General features: G+C 65.2%; 14 protein-coding genes. 1 reads left to right on the top strand and 13 read right to left on the bottom strand.

Annotated features, from left to right (window positions below):
• Positions 1–46 precede the first annotated feature (46 nt).
• Entirely contained in the window at positions 47–1,591 is a 1,545-nt protein-coding gene (locus ACNO8X_RS03960; protein ID WP_418004245.1) for an adenylate/guanylate cyclase domain-containing protein, read from the top strand.
• Here ACNO8X_RS03960 and ACNO8X_RS03955 read toward each other — a convergent pair.
• The 13 genes from ACNO8X_RS03955 to ACNO8X_RS03895 form a co-directional block, all read right to left on the bottom strand.
• Entirely contained in the window at positions 1,576–2,055 is a 480-nt protein-coding gene (locus ACNO8X_RS03955; protein ID WP_418004244.1) for a CAP domain-containing protein, read from the bottom strand. The two genes, ACNO8X_RS03960 and ACNO8X_RS03955, sit on opposite strands and share 16 nt — an antisense overlap.
• Positions 2,052–2,378 carry a DUF732 domain-containing protein gene (locus ACNO8X_RS03950; RefSeq protein WP_418004243.1) on the bottom strand — a complete coding sequence of 109 codons (327 nt, stop codon included), beginning with the start codon at positions 2,376–2,378 and terminating at the stop codon, positions 2,052–2,054. The genes ACNO8X_RS03955 and ACNO8X_RS03950 overlap by 4 nt, the downstream gene beginning before the upstream one ends.
• An 8-nt stretch (positions 2,379–2,386) precedes the next feature.
• The gene (locus tag ACNO8X_RS03945; RefSeq protein ID WP_418004242.1) at positions 2,387–2,956 is read right to left on the bottom strand and encodes a hypothetical protein; all 570 of its coding nucleotides are present in this window, start codon (positions 2,954–2,956) and stop codon (positions 2,387–2,389) included.
• A gap of 36 nt (positions 2,957–2,992) precedes the next feature.
• Positions 2,993–3,577 carry a mammalian cell entry protein gene (locus ACNO8X_RS03940; RefSeq protein WP_418004241.1) on the bottom strand — a complete coding sequence of 195 codons (585 nt, stop codon included), beginning with the start codon at positions 3,575–3,577 and terminating at the stop codon, positions 2,993–2,995.
• The gene (locus ACNO8X_RS03935) at positions 3,547–5,016 is read right to left on the bottom strand and encodes an MCE family protein (RefSeq protein ID WP_418004240.1); all 1,470 of its coding nucleotides are present in this window, start codon (positions 5,014–5,016) and stop codon (positions 3,547–3,549) included. Before ACNO8X_RS03935 ends, ACNO8X_RS03940 begins: the two co-directional genes overlap by 31 nt.
• A gap of 1 nt (position 5,017) precedes the next feature.
• Positions 5,018–6,139, bottom strand: coding sequence for a virulence factor Mce family protein (locus ACNO8X_RS03930; protein ID WP_418004239.1), 1,122 nt, complete (start codon positions 6,137–6,139; stop codon positions 5,018–5,020).
• Complete coding sequence (locus ACNO8X_RS03925) at positions 6,136–7,458, bottom strand: MCE family protein (RefSeq protein WP_418004238.1); 1,323 nt, start codon at positions 7,456–7,458, stop codon at positions 6,136–6,138. The genes ACNO8X_RS03930 and ACNO8X_RS03925 overlap by 4 nt, the downstream gene beginning before the upstream one ends.
• Before the next feature lie 2 nt (positions 7,459–7,460).
• On the bottom strand, positions 7,461–8,801 hold the full coding sequence (locus ACNO8X_RS03920) for an MCE family protein (protein ID WP_418005766.1): 1,341 nt from the start codon (positions 8,799–8,801) through the stop codon (positions 7,461–7,463).
• Positions 8,802–8,818: 17 nt separating this feature from the next.
• Positions 8,819–9,847, bottom strand: coding sequence for an MCE family protein (locus ACNO8X_RS03915; RefSeq protein WP_418004237.1), 1,029 nt, complete (start codon positions 9,845–9,847; stop codon positions 8,819–8,821).
• The gene (locus tag ACNO8X_RS03910) at positions 9,844–11,154 is read right to left on the bottom strand and encodes an MCE family protein (RefSeq protein ID WP_418004236.1); all 1,311 of its coding nucleotides are present in this window, start codon (positions 11,152–11,154) and stop codon (positions 9,844–9,846) included. The genes ACNO8X_RS03915 and ACNO8X_RS03910 overlap by 4 nt, the downstream gene beginning before the upstream one ends.
• A gap of 5 nt (positions 11,155–11,159) precedes the next feature.
• On the bottom strand, positions 11,160–12,014 hold the full coding sequence (locus ACNO8X_RS03905) for an ABC transporter permease (protein WP_071289102.1): 855 nt from the start codon (positions 12,012–12,014) through the stop codon (positions 11,160–11,162).
• Positions 12,011–12,697, bottom strand: a complete 687-nt coding sequence (locus ACNO8X_RS03900; RefSeq protein ID WP_234884465.1) for an MlaE family ABC transporter permease — start codon at positions 12,695–12,697, stop codon at positions 12,011–12,013. The genes ACNO8X_RS03905 and ACNO8X_RS03900 overlap by 4 nt, the downstream gene beginning before the upstream one ends.
• Before the next feature lie 301 nt (positions 12,698–12,998).
• Complete coding sequence (locus tag ACNO8X_RS03895; protein ID WP_418004235.1) at positions 12,999–14,993, bottom strand: hypothetical protein; 1,995 nt, start codon at positions 14,991–14,993, stop codon at positions 12,999–13,001.
• Positions 14,994–15,079 lie beyond the last annotated feature (86 nt).

Raw genomic sequence — 15,079 nt, 5'->3', positions numbered from 1 at the left:
GCCGCCACGGGAAGATGGGCACACACTCCTGAGCCGGAGGGCGCCCTTGACCACCTACGACCCGCGACGCCGTCTGGTACTGCTGCGCCTGCTGGCGCGGCCGTACCGGTACGGCGGAATCCGTCTGCAGCGGCGGGCAATCCTGCTCGTCTACATCGTCGCGTCTCTGGTGTGGGCATTCGCCGGACCGCAGTTCGTCCGGCTCTTCGCGCCCAGCCTCACCCGCACCGACCTACTGATTCTCACCTGCCTCGGCGCGACCATCTACCTGATCGACGACCTGGTGACCTTTGCGGCGATCACGCCGCATCTGCGCAAGCTGCAACGGTGGTTCGACGAACCGGGTACTGCCGAAGCCGCCGATATCTGGCGGACGGCTGCCGAGATTCCGTTGGCGCCGATGTTGAGGCCGGCGTCGTTGCTTTTTCTCGCCGGCCTCAACTTTCTGTGGATCGTCGTACTGATCCACCTGCTGCACCTGCCGCCGATCACGTTCCTGCTATTCCTCCCCGGCGCCATGCTGTTCCGGTTCTACTGGTTCACGCTGCGGTCCTTGGTCACCGAACAGATGATGCGCCCGGTCCTCGCCGACATCAGCCGGCACGTGACGGACTTCGGCGAACGAGTCCGGGCCCGAGTCGGCTTGCCGTACCGGCTGCTCGGCACCATCCCGTTGATCGCGGTACTGGCCGGCACGATCGTCGCGGGAATCGTCGGTCCACACACCATCCGAACCCTGGCCATCGGCGTCGGCCTGTCGCTGGCCATTTCGGTAACAGTCGCTTCCCCTCTGCTGCTCCTGGTCACCCGATCGGTGACCGAACCGCTCCGCGACCTGCGCCTGGCCGCGGACCGCGTCGGTGACGGTGACTTCACCGTCCGGGTGCCGATCACCAGTACCGATGAAATCGGCTTACTGGCCACGGGATTCAACGCCATGACCGAAGGTCTGGCCGAACGAGAACGCCTTCGGAGCGCATTCATCACCTACCACGACCAGGCCATCGTCGAGCACATCCTCGCCGACGACGGAGGCCGGCTGGCAGAGGGCGAGGAAGTGGAGGTCACCGCGCTGTTCATGGACGTGCGCGGGTTCACCGGCTACTCAGAACAGCGACCGGCACGGGAAGTGGTTGCCATGCTGAACCGGTTGTTCGCAGCGGTCGTGCCGATCGTCGGCAAGCACGGCGGGTACGTGGACAAGTTCATCGGCGACGGGCTGCTCGCGGTTTTCGGTGTGCCACAGCGCTGTTCGGACCATGCCGACCGGGCGCTGGCGGCAGCCTGCGAAATCGCCGCCGCGCTGCACGACCGGGGCGGCGATCCCGACGTCGGCATCGGCTTGAACTCCGGCACAGTCGTCGCGGGAAACCTCGGCGGCTCCGGGCGGTTCGACTTCACCGTGATCGGCGACCCGGTCAACGTGGCGGCGCGCGTCGAGTCAGCCACGCGGCAGACCGGTGACACCATCCTGCTGAGCCAGCACACCTGGAACCTGCTGAGCCCCACAGCGCGTGCGGCCACCGTGCCCAGGCCGGCCGTCCCGCTCAAGGGAAAGACCCAGACGGTGAGTCTCTACGCTCCCGGCTGACCGTACACGGCAACGACCACCGAACGGTCGAAACTGTTCTCCGACCACACGCCCATGACGGTGTTGGCGCAGTTCGCCATGATCGCGTAGGTCGGCGGGTCGTAGTACCACTGGTTGAGCACGTCCAGGTTGTTGATCGCGATCGACCGGTTGATCGCCACCGTCTGAAACACCTTGCCCCGGAAGCCCGCAGCCTGGGCCCGCGTCTGCGGGGTCGACCCGTCCGAACCGAGGTCACCGTCCAGGTCGCGGTTGTTCAGCACGTCGTTGGCATGCCACTCCGCCGCGAGCCGCAGCTGCGGGCTGACCGCGACATCGTTCGTGCACCCGGCCTGGTGCTGAATGGTGAAGACGTTCGCGACCACGCTGTTGTTCAGGCGGGAGTTGTCGGCGTGCGCGGCGGCCGGAAGCACGGCACCACTGCCGAAGACGGCCAGCATCACCCAGACCAATCGGGTACTCACGATGCCCCCAAATGGTTGTTCGCCGCCGAGTTGCGGAGCTGCGATATCAGCTCCGGGCAGAGTTCATTCAGGGCCTGTCCGACAAGATAATTGGCCAGGTTCGGGTCGCCGCCGGTCACTTCGGCCCCGATGTCACCGATGATCTGCGCATAGCTGCGGCCCGTGGAAATCTTGTCGCACACGCCGTGCCCGTAAGCGATGGCAGCATCGCTGCTCGGGAACGCGAACCCCGGCCGCGCGTTCACGCTGTTCACGTAGGTCACCGGATCAGCAAGGGCCGGCGGCGCCGTCCACCCGATTCCGGCGGCGACCACGACCAGCATCCCGGGGATCACACCGGGTCGAACTGCGAAATCAGCCATCGATCGTGCACCTTGTCGAGAGTGACCCGCACGGTCGACGTCGAACCGGTGGGAGCATCATTTCCGATGGTGGTGGTCTGGTTCACGAAAACCAGTGCTACCGCATGATTTTCGGTGGCCGACACCGACGCGACATCAGGCACCGTCGCTACCGCCGAGATGTGCTTCTGCTTGGCCCCGGGGGCCACCACCGTGTCGACCAACTTGGTGTACTCGCCGCGGAAGCCTCCTGCCAGGCGGTCAGCAGCGGCTTTGAGCTCCGTGTCGACGGTGTCGGGGCGATAGGACAACATGGCGACGGTGCCCTCGCTGGCTGCCCGCACCGACTCGGTGGCGGCGGTTTGCGCAAGCCGCACCGAATCATCTTGCCATTTCAGGTATCCCGCAACGACGGCAAGGAGCATTGCCACGGCCGCCAGCGTCACCCCAACCCACCGCGCCCACGGTCTCCCCGAATCACTCTGCGCTACCGCAGGTTCGGCCTCGACTGCCTCGGCCACGTCGACTGACACGGGGCGTTCTTCGATGTCCACTGTCATGATCTGTCCTTCATGTTGCCCTGACCGTCTGGTGTCTCACGACACGAACTGGACGTTGGAGATTCTGGCGCCGGCACCGTCTTTCGCGACGCTGATCCGCATGCGCCAGTTTCGCGGTGGGCCGGCCGGCGCCTCGGCCAACGACGTTCGCACCGATACCGCGAGCAGCACCTGGGCGACATCGCCAGTCACCGACTCCAGGCCGGCCTCGGTAACAGTGCCCTCGGACTTCGATCGGGCCTGTTTCACCACGGCGACGAACGGCTCCGACCGACGCTGAAAGTCCTCCCGGAACGCACCGGTGGATGAATCAAGAATCCGCCGGATATCGGTGTCCGCCTCCGTGTAGCTGATCGTGGTCAGGTTCAGCGCTGCCTGGCGCGCGGTCTGCACGTACAAGTTCTTCAGCGCTTGCCCCTCCTGCGCTTGGTGAGCGCGGAAACCCAGCCAGCCCACCAGGGCACCGACGGCGGCAACCAGCACCAGCCCCGCCGCAACCACCGGCGAGATTCGCGGCAACCGTTGCCGTAAGGACGGTTTCGCCGCTACGTCAGCCTCATCAACTGTGTCGCTGAGATCGGCAATCGCATCTAGTTGTTCGGCGTCAGCATGCTCTGCCATGTCTTGCCTTTCGTGGTGGTGGCCAGGTCTGAGTCGGTGTATGGCTTGCCGTCCGGGCCCACGTACCCACCGGTCGCGGGGTCATAGGGCACGAAGGCCACCGGTGGCGCCGGTCCGGGCGGAGCACCGGGACGCTGCCGTGGATCGGTGCCCGGTGCGTACTGCGGGACCCCCTGCCCCGTCAGGGTGGCGTTGGGGTCGCCTTTCCAGACGTAACCGTCGTTGAGGGGCACGTACTGCTCGTTGCTCTCGCAGAGTTCAACGGTCGGTGACCGCTTGGCGGGGTTGTTCTCGCACGGAATGTTCCGCACACCACGAACATTCAGGTCGGAATCCTGCGGCACCCGGCAGTACAGCTCACCGGCCGGCCGCTCCGGGTAGTCCACCTCGCTGGGTATCCGCTGCTGTTTGATCGGCAGGAACCCGGTGTTGCACGGTGGCGGCAGATTCATGTTCAGTTTGAAGTCCAGATAGATGCCGCGGTAGGGCGTCTTGAGGTCCGAATCAGCGACGGCGATGGCCGACATCAACGCAGTGCCCTGCGGGAACAACACCAGCAGTTGTTCGATGTCGTGCCGATAAGTGACCGCGATGTCACCCAGGCTCACCATGTTGGCCAGCAACAGCGGTAGCGCGGGGGCGAACCTGTCGAACAGGGCCCGGCCCTCGTCCAGGGTCGGTTGCCCGAGCTTCAGCAGCTCGGCGAATGCGACGTTCTGAGCCTTGAACTGGCCCGTGATCGAGGCCAGCCGCTGCGCCCAGGTCGCGATCGAATCCGCGGTCTGCACTTGGGAGTTCAGTACCGCGGGGCTTTGGTCGATCAGTTGCGTGATCGGGCCGACGTTCTTGCCGGCCTCGGTGGCCAGCGCCGTCGAGCCGTTGACGATGCGCGACAACTCGGGCCCGAGCCCACTGACCGCCTTGTCGGCTTCCTCGACGACGGTACGCAGATTGTCCTGCGGGATGGCTGCCAGCGCCCGGTTGGTGGCATCGAGCAGGTTGCCGATATCGGGCGGAATTCGTACCTGCCCGACCGGGATGGTCGCGCCGCTACGCAGTGCCGGTCCACTGTCGGATTGGCCTGCCGCAGGGATCAATTCGATGAACTGCTCGCCGACGGCCGAGCGGCTGTGGACCGCGGCCGACACGTCGGCAGGCACCTTGATCGACGAGTCGAGGTTCAGCTCGGCGCGGACGCCGCCCGCAGTGACATCGACCGCGCTGACCCGGCCGATCTCCGTGCCGCGGTAGGTGACCACCGATGTCGGGTACAAGCCACCGGATTCGGGTAGTTCGACGGTCACGGTGTATCGGCCGAACCCGAGCAGCGTCGGCACGTGCACGAAGCCGAATGCCATTACGCTGCACGCAATTACGGTGACGGCACCGAGGATCGCCAGCTGGGTCCAGACGGTGCGGGACAAGCGCAGACGCAACATGTCAGTACCCCCCGAAGTGGTAGGGAGCGATCAGTGGGTTGCCCGCGGTGTATGGGCTGGGCATCTGACCGATGGTGCGGCCCCACTGCATCTCCAGTTCGGTGAGGTTGCCCTCCCACCGGGTTCCGGTGAACAGACTGCTGTCGAGCCTGCTCAAAGTCAGGTCGATGACCATCGTGATGTTGGCGAAGTCTCCCCGGAACCAGTTGCCCAGATTGCTTTTCACCCACGGGTAGGTCGACAGGAAGTCCAGTCCCTTGGTCAGCGCGGGCCCTGCATCGGCCAGCGACCGCAACACCGGCACCATGTTCCGCAGATTCGCGACCAGGCTCTCCTTGGTCTGCGTCACCGTCGACGAGGCAACGGCGCCGAACCGCCCGACGGCGTCGATTGCATTGGCGAGGTTCGCGCGCTGCTCGGCCAGCACGGCCAATGCCTGCGGAATGGTGGTCAGCGCCTTGTCGACGGTGCGCTGGTTCGCCGCGACCTGGCCGACCAGGGAGTTCAGATTCTCTGTGGCAGAGATGATGTCGTCGGTCTGGGCGTTGAGCCGGGCGATGAACGTGTCGAGCTGGGTCAGCAGACTGCGCATGTCGTTCTCGCGCCCGGCCAACGCTTTCGCGAAGGTCTGGTTGATCTCCTGCAGTTGAGCCAACCCGCCACCGTTGAGCAGGATCGACGCCGACGCGAGGGCCTGCTCCGTGGTGGGATACGTTGCGGCCCTGGACAACGGGATCACCGCGCCGTTGGTCAACTGTCCCTGCGGCGGTTCGTTGGTGGGCGGGCTGAGCTCGATGTGCATCGAACCGAGCAGGCTGGTCTGCCCGACCTTGGCGGTGCTGTTGGCGGGCAGGTGGACATCTCTGTCGATCCGCATGGTGACCAGCGCGTGCCAGTCCTGCACCTCGATCTTGGTGACGTTGCCGACGTTGACGTCGCCGACACGAACCCGGGTGTTCTGCTGGATCACCACGACGTCGGGCAACTGCGCTTGGATCACATACGAGCCCGGTCCGTCGCCGACAGTGCCGGGCAGCGTCAGCGAATTCAGGCCCCGCCATTGGCATCCCGGCAGCACCAGCACGCTGACGACGATGAGCGTCACGGTCACGAGGCGCTTCACGGCTGTGTCCCTTGCGGCGGCACCATGAGGCCGGCCAGTCCCTGGCTCGGATCGGTCGGCGCGGCCGCGGGCGCCTCTGCCGGCAGCGGACCCGGCGTCGGGGCCTCTTGCGGCGCAGCCCCGCCCGGCCGCAACCGCGGCTCGCTGTAGGTGACCTCATTGGGCCGGGCAGTTGCGCCGACGAACGGGTTTCCGCCGATCGGCAGGAAGTTGTACTGCCGGTTCTTGATGATCGGCGCCAGATACTGCACGCACAGCTTGGCCGACTGAGCGAAGTTCTCCCGCGCCGCGGACTGGATTGCGCCGCAGAGGAATTGAACCGTGTCCGCGAAGTTCACCGGCGCCAGGATGCCGGTGATGGCGCTCTGCGCGGGGTCGTAGATGTTGGTGAAGTTCTGGAACACCGTCGGCGCGATGTGCAGGACCTGTTTGAGATCCGTGCGGCTGTCGTTGAGTGCCGTGGTGATCGCGCCCAGATGGTCGAAGGTAGTCCCGAGCCCTTCCCGGTTCTCCGCGATGAACCCGCGCAGATCCTTGACCGCGGTGTCCAGATTGCGTGTCGCGTCGGCGATGTTGTTCGGCGTGCTCGACAACGCGGTGGTGATGGCGGCCATATTGGTGTTGAAGTCCGCGAGCAGGTCGCTGCTCGACGACAGTGCGGACACCAGCATCTGCAGATTGCGGACGGTACTGAAGATGTCGGTGCTGTGGTCGCCGAGCGCCGACATCGCGCGGGACAGCTTGATCACGGTGTCGCGTGCGGTGTCTCCCTGTCCACGCAGGTTGTCCGCGGCGCTGTTGATGAATTCGCCTACCGCACTGGGACCGCCGGGGCTGGTCGGTTGCAGCGAGTCCGTCAGCTTCTCGAGTTGCTGGCGGAAGTCGTCCCACTCCACTGGCACCACGGTGCGATCCAAAGCGATGGTGGACCCTGCGGCGAGCTTCGGGCCGCTGGTGTAGGCGGGCACCAGCTGGATCGCCCGCGCGCTGACCAGTGACGGCGACAAGATTGCGGCACGGACGTCGGCGGGCAGTGCGTATTGCGAGTCCACCGAGAAGGTGACCTTGGCGGCACGCGGCTGCGGTTCGACCTTTTCGACTGTACCGACGGTGACGCCCAGAATCCGGATGTCGTCGCCGGTGTACAGGCCGTTTGTGTTCGCGAAGTACGCCACGTAGGTGCTCGTCGTGGCGGTGACCCACCAGGATCGGGCCAGTCCGGTGACCGCGACGGTCAGCGTCACAGCGAGACTCACTGCGATGGCGATCCGCCAAATCCCGCGTCCGCGATGATCTTTCGTACCGAGGTCGACTGCCATTGTCACCGCCCTCCCACCGGGGAGACCGGGTCCGAAACCACACCCGGTGAACCGCTGGGCGAATGGCTCGACGGCGGTAGCGGGGTGGGCGGCGGGACGGTCGGTGCGGGCACCTCGCCGGGAGCCGGGGCCAGCGCCGGCGGTCCGGGCGGCGGACCACCCGGTGCGGGTGCGGGCAACGGCTCGCGATACGGGTAGCGCGGATCTCCTGGATTGCCGGTGATCGCATCGGGCAGAAACAGATTCGGCGGTCCACCTTGGCCGGTACGCGGGTATGGCGTCGGCAGGGGCGGGATGCCGGGCTGGCCGGCGCCGGGCTCGGTCAGCTGCGACGGCAGCAGTACATTCGGGTCCAGACCCAGATCGGAGAACGCCGCGTCGACGAACGGCTGATCGAACTGTCCCGGGAACAGGTTGACCAGTGACGCTTTGAAGAACGGTCCCGCACCCAGCACTTCACCGAACGACATTGCGTACCGGCGCAGCAGGTACAGCGTGCGCTGCAGTTCCTGCTTGCGATTGTCGAGGATGCCCAGTACGCCGTTGAGCTTGTCGACGGCGGGTTTGAGTTGCGTCCGATTGTCATTGACCAGACCGGACAGCTGTTGGGTGGCCGTGCTGACATTGACCATCAGCGTCTCGACCGAGTTACGTTGCGACAGAATCTCACTCAGCAGCGCGTCCGTGTTCACCACCAGACGTGCGATCTGGTCGCTGCGCTTGGCCAGCACGGACGTCACCTTGTCCGCGTCGGCGAGCAGCTGGCGCAGCTTCGCATCGCGGGTGCCGAGGGTGTCGGAGAAGCGCGCCACGCCCTCCAACGCCAGTTTCAGATCGGGCGGGGTGTTCTGGAAGGTCTGCGCCAGCGTCTTGAGTGCCGACGACAGCTGAGTGGTGTCCAGGCCACTGATCGTGGTGGTCAGGTCACCCAGCGCAGCGGGCAGATCGTACGGCGACGTGGTGCGTTCAATCGGGATGGGACCGGCCAGGTTTCGGTCGCCCCGCGGTGTCAGCTCCAGCACTTTTGTGCCGAGCACTGTTTCGGTCTTGATCGCGGCCTCGGTACGGTCGCCGAGGTCGACGCCGTCACGCACCGTGAAATCCACGCGAACCTTGGCGCCCTCCAGATGGATTCCCGAGACGCGTCCGACCCCGAGGCCCGACACCCGCACGTCGCTGCCTGTCTTGATGCCGCCGGCATCGGCGAAGTACGCCTGATAATCGGACGTCCCCTTGATGAACGGGATCTTGTCGTAGCTGAATGCGGCGGCGACGATGGCGACGATCAGCACGATGCCGGTCGCACCGACCGCCAACCGGTTGCGCTCGGCTAGTGGCTTGATGTTGAACCTTTTTCGCGTCATTTCGGTGTGCACCGCCCGGAATCCTGGCCGGCGACCTTGACGTACACGGGTTGTCCGCCTTTGCCGTTGAGCTTGAGCAGCGCGTCGCAGAGGTAGAAGCCGAAGTAGTCGCCGTACAGCCCGTTGCGCGAGAGGATCTGGTATGCGTCGGGCAGCGTCTTCACCAGGTCGTCGACGTAGTCGTGGTCCGCCATGATCTGCGCCGACACCCGATCTGTCTGTTGCACAGTCTGTTTGATGGGTTCACGAGCCGCGGTCAGCAAATCTGCCACCGATCTGGTCGCCGCGTTGATGTTCGCGACCCCGGTGGCGATGTCGGACTTGCGTTCGGCCAGGCCCTGGACGAGTTGTGAGAGCTTGTCCAAGCCGTCGGCGAACTGAGTGTCGCGGGCGGCGAAGGTGCCCACCACGGTGTTGAGGTTAGTGATGACCTCACCGATGAGCTGATCCCGACCGGCCAATGTCGTTGTCAGCGCCGAGGTCTGGGCCAGCACCGACGAGATGGTGCCGCCCTGGCCCTGGAACACCCGAAGCAATTCGCCGCTCAGCGCGTTGACCTGGTCCGGATCGAGCGCCCGGAACAGTGGTCTGAAGCCTCCGATGAGCGCGTCGACATCCAAGGCCGGCGCGGTCCGGGACAACGGGATCGTCTGGCCCGGAAGGAGTTTCCGCACCGACCCGGGCCCTTCGTCGAGCGACAGGTAGCGGTCGCCGATCAGGTTCTCGTAGCGGATCGTCGCCGTGGTGCCCTCGGTCAGCGTCAGCTGCCGGTCGACGGCGAAGTCGATGGTGACGGTGCCATCCTTGTGCAGGGCGAGGCTCTTGACCTTCCCGACCTCGACGCCGGCGATGCGAACGAAGTTGCCGCCCTTCAGACCCGAGACGTTGGTGAACACCGCCTGGTAGGTGGCGCGTGAATCGAATCGGAACTGCCCGAACACCGTCAGCAGGCCGAACATGAAGAGCAGACTGACCAGGGTGAAGATCACGACGCGGGTGACGGTCCCGCGGATGCGGCTTCTCACGGTGACCCCGAATCGGGTTGGGGTTCACCCATCTCAACCCCTGGCAGCCCTGGCGCCGGGCCACCGGGGTACCGGATTCGCGGCGGCTCCGGTTGTGGTTTGGTCACCGGGAAGTAGTTGGCGAAGCCAGGGAATCCGATGCCCGGGTTGGGCCGCATATCCAATCCGTCACCGAAACCGGTGTCGGTCACCAGATACTTCACCGGGAAGTTCTTGCTGACGTCGGGCAACGAACCGCAGCTCGGCTTGCCGCCCGGTCCACCGCTGGCATTGACGACCGGCAGGTTGTCGGGGAACCGGTAGGGATCGGCACCGGCCAGCAGCGCGGCATCCATGATCACCGATTTCCCGTTGCCGCCCATGGCATACCGACCGCCGTGGTCCAGGAACCATTGGGCGCCCTGGAACAAGCAGGTGTAGGTCGGCGAGTACTTGTCGAGCAGCGCGGTGGTCGGCCTCAGCAGATTCGTCGCCAGCACCAGGTTGGTCTGGTTCGCGCCGATGGTATCGATCCCCGAGCGGGAGAATCCGACGGCGGACAACAGGAGTCCGTCGAGTTCTTTCGACTGACCGGCAATAGTGGTGGCGGTCGTCGAGAACGAGTCCAGGGTGGACACGATGTCCTGCGCCGCAGTCGAATACGCCTGCGCGGTCTGGCCGAACAACTGCCAGTCCCTGCGCACCGTGTCCATGCGCGGATTCACCGCCAGCAGTACCTGGTTCGCGTCGGTGATGGCTTGTCCGATGACCTCGCCTCTACCGCGCAATGATTCGGCCACCGCCGAGAGCACCGAGTTGAGCTTCGTCGGGTCGATCACCTGGACCACCGACTGCAGGTTCTCGAACACCGTGTTGACCTCGACAGTCACATTCCGTGACTGCAGCACCGCACCTGACCGAAGGCGGCCTCCGCTGGGACCGGTCGACGGCACGTTGAGTTCCACGTACTTGGCGCCGAACGCGGTGCTGGACCTGATCTGCGCTTCGACGTTGCTGGGCAACTGCGCGAAGGGACCGGGGTCCATCCGCAGTTTCAAGGTCGAAAGTACTTGTCCCGCAGTGTCGGTGCGGCTGCCGATCGATTCCACTTCGCCGATCTGCACGCCCCGCAGTTTCACCTTCGCGCCGTCTTCCATCACCAGACCGGCCCGATCCGAAACCAGGGTCAACGGCACGAATCCCCGCAGTGAGCCGGAAAACAGCAGCCACGTCATCGCGGTCATCGCAACGACCACGATCACCAGCACCGGCGCCCACCAGATCGGGTCGATCTGCTCACGCCGAGTTCCGTTAGTGCCCTTCGCCATTCGACTCAGCCCGCCAGGTGGAAGTTGCCGGACTGTCCGTAGACGGACAGCGTGATGGTCAGCAGGATGAAGACGCCCGCGGTGATCGAAGTGCGCACCGCGCGGCCGACAGCCTCGCCGACACCGGCCGGCCCACCGGTGGCGGTGAAGCCGTAGTAGGTGTGCACCGCCATCACCGCGGCGGCCATGGCCAGCGCCTCGAAGAACGACCATGCCAGGTCATTCGGGTGCAGGAACGTCGTGAAGTAGTGGTCATAGACGCCGCGCGATTGGCCGTAGATGATCGTGGTCCCGAAGCGGGTGGCCAGGAACGACATCAGCACCGCGACGGTGTAGATCGGGACGACCGCCACCACACCGGCGACGATCCGGGTCGCCGCCAGGTACGTGACCACTCGGATGCCCATCACTTCCAGGGCATCGATTTCCTCGTTGATGCGCATGGCGCCGAGCTGGGCCGTCGCCCCGGCGCCGATCGTGGCGGCGAGCGCCACCCCCGCGGTGGCCGGCGCGATGAAGCGCACGTTGAGGAAGGCACCCAAAAAGCCGGTGAGGGCTTCGATGCCGACATTGGACAGGGTGTTGTAGCCCTGTACGGCGATCAACGCGCCGGTGGACAAGGTAAGGAACCCGACGATGACCACGGTGCCGCCGATGACCGCCAACGCCCCGGTACCCATACCCATGACGGCGATCAGCCGCAGCACCTCGCCCGGATACCGCCGGACGGCGTCCCCTGTGGCGGCCAGGGCGCTGCCGTAGAAGGCCGTCTGCTCGCCCAGCCGACGGGTCGCCGCGATCGCCTGGCCCGCCAGTTCGCTGAGCTGAGACGGGCGGTCGACATCCACATCGGTTGTCATGGCGCCACTTTCACGCCGAACGCGGTTGCCAGAATGTTGATCAGGAACAGCGCCATGAAGGAGAAGACCACGGTCTCGTTGACCGCGTTGCCCACCGCGGTCGGGCCGCCACCGACCGAAAGCCCCTTGTAGCAGGCGATCAGTCCGGCCGACAGACCGAACAGCAACGCCTTGACCAGGGAGACGATCACCTGGGGCAGGCCGGTCAGCAGGGTCATCCCCGCGATGAACGCGCCCGGCGTCACGTGCTGGATATAGACGACGAAGAAGTAGCTGCCGGCCAGCCCGACGACGGCGACCATCGAATAGAGCATCGCCGCGACGAACGTTGCGGCGAGGACGCGCGGCACGACCAGCGCCGGAATCGGGTTGACGCCAATGACTTTCATGGCGTCGATCTCTTCCCGGATGGTCCGGGCACCCAGGTCGGCACACATCGCGGTCGAACCGGCACCTGCCACGACGATCGCGGTGACCACCGGCCCCACCTGCGTCACCGAGGCCAGCGCAGCGCCGGCACCGGACAGGTCGCCGGCGCCGACCTCGATCAGCACGATGTTGAGCGTGAAGACGATCAGCACCGTGTAAGGAATCGACAGCACGACCGTCGGGACGACGGAAACCCTGGCAACGAACCAGATCTGCTCGATCAGCTCACGCCAGGCATATGGCGGACGCAGCATCGCGGCGAACGTCTCGCCGGTCAGGACGATGAAATCGCCGACCGCCACAGCGGGACGCGCCCAGGCCGCGGAGGCGCGCGGAGACGACTGAAGCGTTTGCGCCACAAGCTGCCTCCCAGTGCCATTTTTCGTCGAGCTTGGCCCGGACGTTAGGAAGGCACCAGTTTGCTGTCAACGCAAAAGAAGTCGCATAGGACGTCGTCAATAACCGAAGATGCAGGTCGACTCAACGCAATTGCTTCGGTTCACCCGGATTGAATCGCCCTGAGCCAAAACCTACTGCGTGTGGCCCCGTCGCAGCTCAGTTCTGGTCGGCTTTGGCGCTCTGCGCAGTTTCGCCCGCCGCCGCCGCAGTCCTCGCCGGCTTTGGCTTGGACTTCGCCGGCGACTTCGGTGTCTTCGGTGTCTTCGGCGTCTTGCCTTTCGGGCTGTCGCCGGACGCCGCGCTGTTCGCCGCCTTGTCGTCGCCGCCCTTGTGCTGGCCGGGCTTCGTGCCCTTGTCGCCCTTCGGCGCTTCAGACGTCGGGTCGTTCGAATCCTTTTGATCCGCATGCTTTTTGCCCTCGGACTCCGGCTTCACCGCGCCCTTGACGTCAGGCGTCTTCGCCTCAGATTCCCCGCTCGCCGGACTCTTCGCGTCCGCGGGCTTCACCTCAGGCTCGGTCGCCGGTTCCTTCGCCGGTTCCTTGGCAGGTTCCGCGGTCGGTGGCTTCACCGCGTCCTGACTGCCGGCGTCCTTCACCCCGGTTCCCTTGCCCTGCGCAACCTTGAGGTCAGCCTGGGCGGCCGCGGACTCCGGCTTGGTGGCAGCGGTGGCCTTCGGCGAGTCCAGTTCCGCCGCAACCTCTTTCATCGCCGCCACCGCCTTCAACGCCGCCGTCGGCTGCACTGCCGCGGACGATGCCGGCGGCCGGATGATGTCGCCGATCTTCTGGATCACATTCGAGATCCCCGCGACCACGGCCTTCGTCACGTTGACCGCTGTATTGGCCACCCATTTCACACCTTGGACAACTGCGTTGGCCACCCATTTGACCGTGTTGACCACCGCTTGCGTTACCGCCTTCGCGACGTCGACAAACGCATTCCAGGCAGCATCGACGACTTTCACCACTGCTTGTCCAATGTTGACGGCCACGTCCACGACCGCGCCGATCGCCAGTCGCACCGCGGCCAGTACCCGAGCCGCGATGCCCTCGACGCCCCCGACGCCGTTCAGCCGCAGGATCTCTTGCGCGATGACGAAGGCGGCTTGCTTGGGGATCCAGTCCGCATAGAAGACGCCAAACTTGCCGCTGCCGGGCTGGTCGTCACGTGTGGTGTAGATGAACAGCGGCCCGCCGAAGGACATCGTCTGCCAGGTCTCGATGAGGTCCTTGATGTACTCGGCCTGCGTCTGTTCACTGACGTGATCGGTCGGGACTCCGTACTCGGTGATCCAGATCTTCTTTGCCCCGTCGCCGAACACCACCATGAGATCGTGGATGGCCTGAATCTGGGTGTACGGCGTTAGGACTTCGCCCTGTCCGTCGGAGAACTTCAACGTCTCCTGGTACGGGTGGAAGGCCATCGCATCGAAATAGCCTTTGGCGCCCGCGGCGTACATCTGCGCGACGTAGTCCACGGGGTTCATCGTCGTCCCACCGAAACTGAAAACGCTGCCAAGACCGGCGGCGATGACCGTCGCCGCGGGGTCGGCGGCTTTGATGGCCGGGTAAGCGGCCTGCAGCAGTTGGGCATAGCTGGCCGGCGAAACCGGGTCGTAGAAGCAGACGCAGTTGACCTCGTTCCACACCTCGTAGGCCGAGATGGTCTTGCCGTACCGGGTGGCAACCTGGGTCATGAAGTTCGCGTAGGCGACGGGGTCGGGCGTCTTTGCGCCCGGAAAGTTGCCGTCGATCCCGGCCCAGACCGGGGTGCTGTTCACCATCGCGAGGACACCCATGTTGCGGGCCTTTGCCGCGTTCATGATGTCGTCGATCGGCGCCCAGTTGTACTGGTTCGGCAACGGCTGCGTGTACACCCACGGGATGTACACACGAACGTCCTGCACACCCATGGCTTGCAACATGTCAAGCGTGGTGTCGATATCTTGCTGCGACATCCCGTACAGGCTGGAGTCAGCCATCCCGATGGTCGACGGCGCCGAGACGATCTCCGCCGTCGGCGTCACCGCGGTGTGGGCTACCGGTTGCACCAACTGCGCCGCATACGCGCAGACCACCGCGAGCGGAATCAACACTGTCAGCACCCGGTGCACTGCCCGCCACCCGAGATTGCCGAAATGCCCAGCCATGACCGCCCCTTTGGATGTGCCAACAAGCCCGCGCGCGAGCGCTGTCCAACTCAAATTAACGCCTGGGGATAGTAGCCATGGTCGGT

This window comes from Mycobacterium sp. PDNC021 (assembly GCF_048282635.1).
Taxonomy (GTDB): domain Bacteria; phylum Actinomycetota; class Actinomycetes; order Mycobacteriales; family Mycobacteriaceae; genus Mycobacterium; species Mycobacterium llatzerense.
Note: the sequence above shows the minus strand (reverse complement) of the source record. Positions and strands in the feature narration are given on the sequence as shown.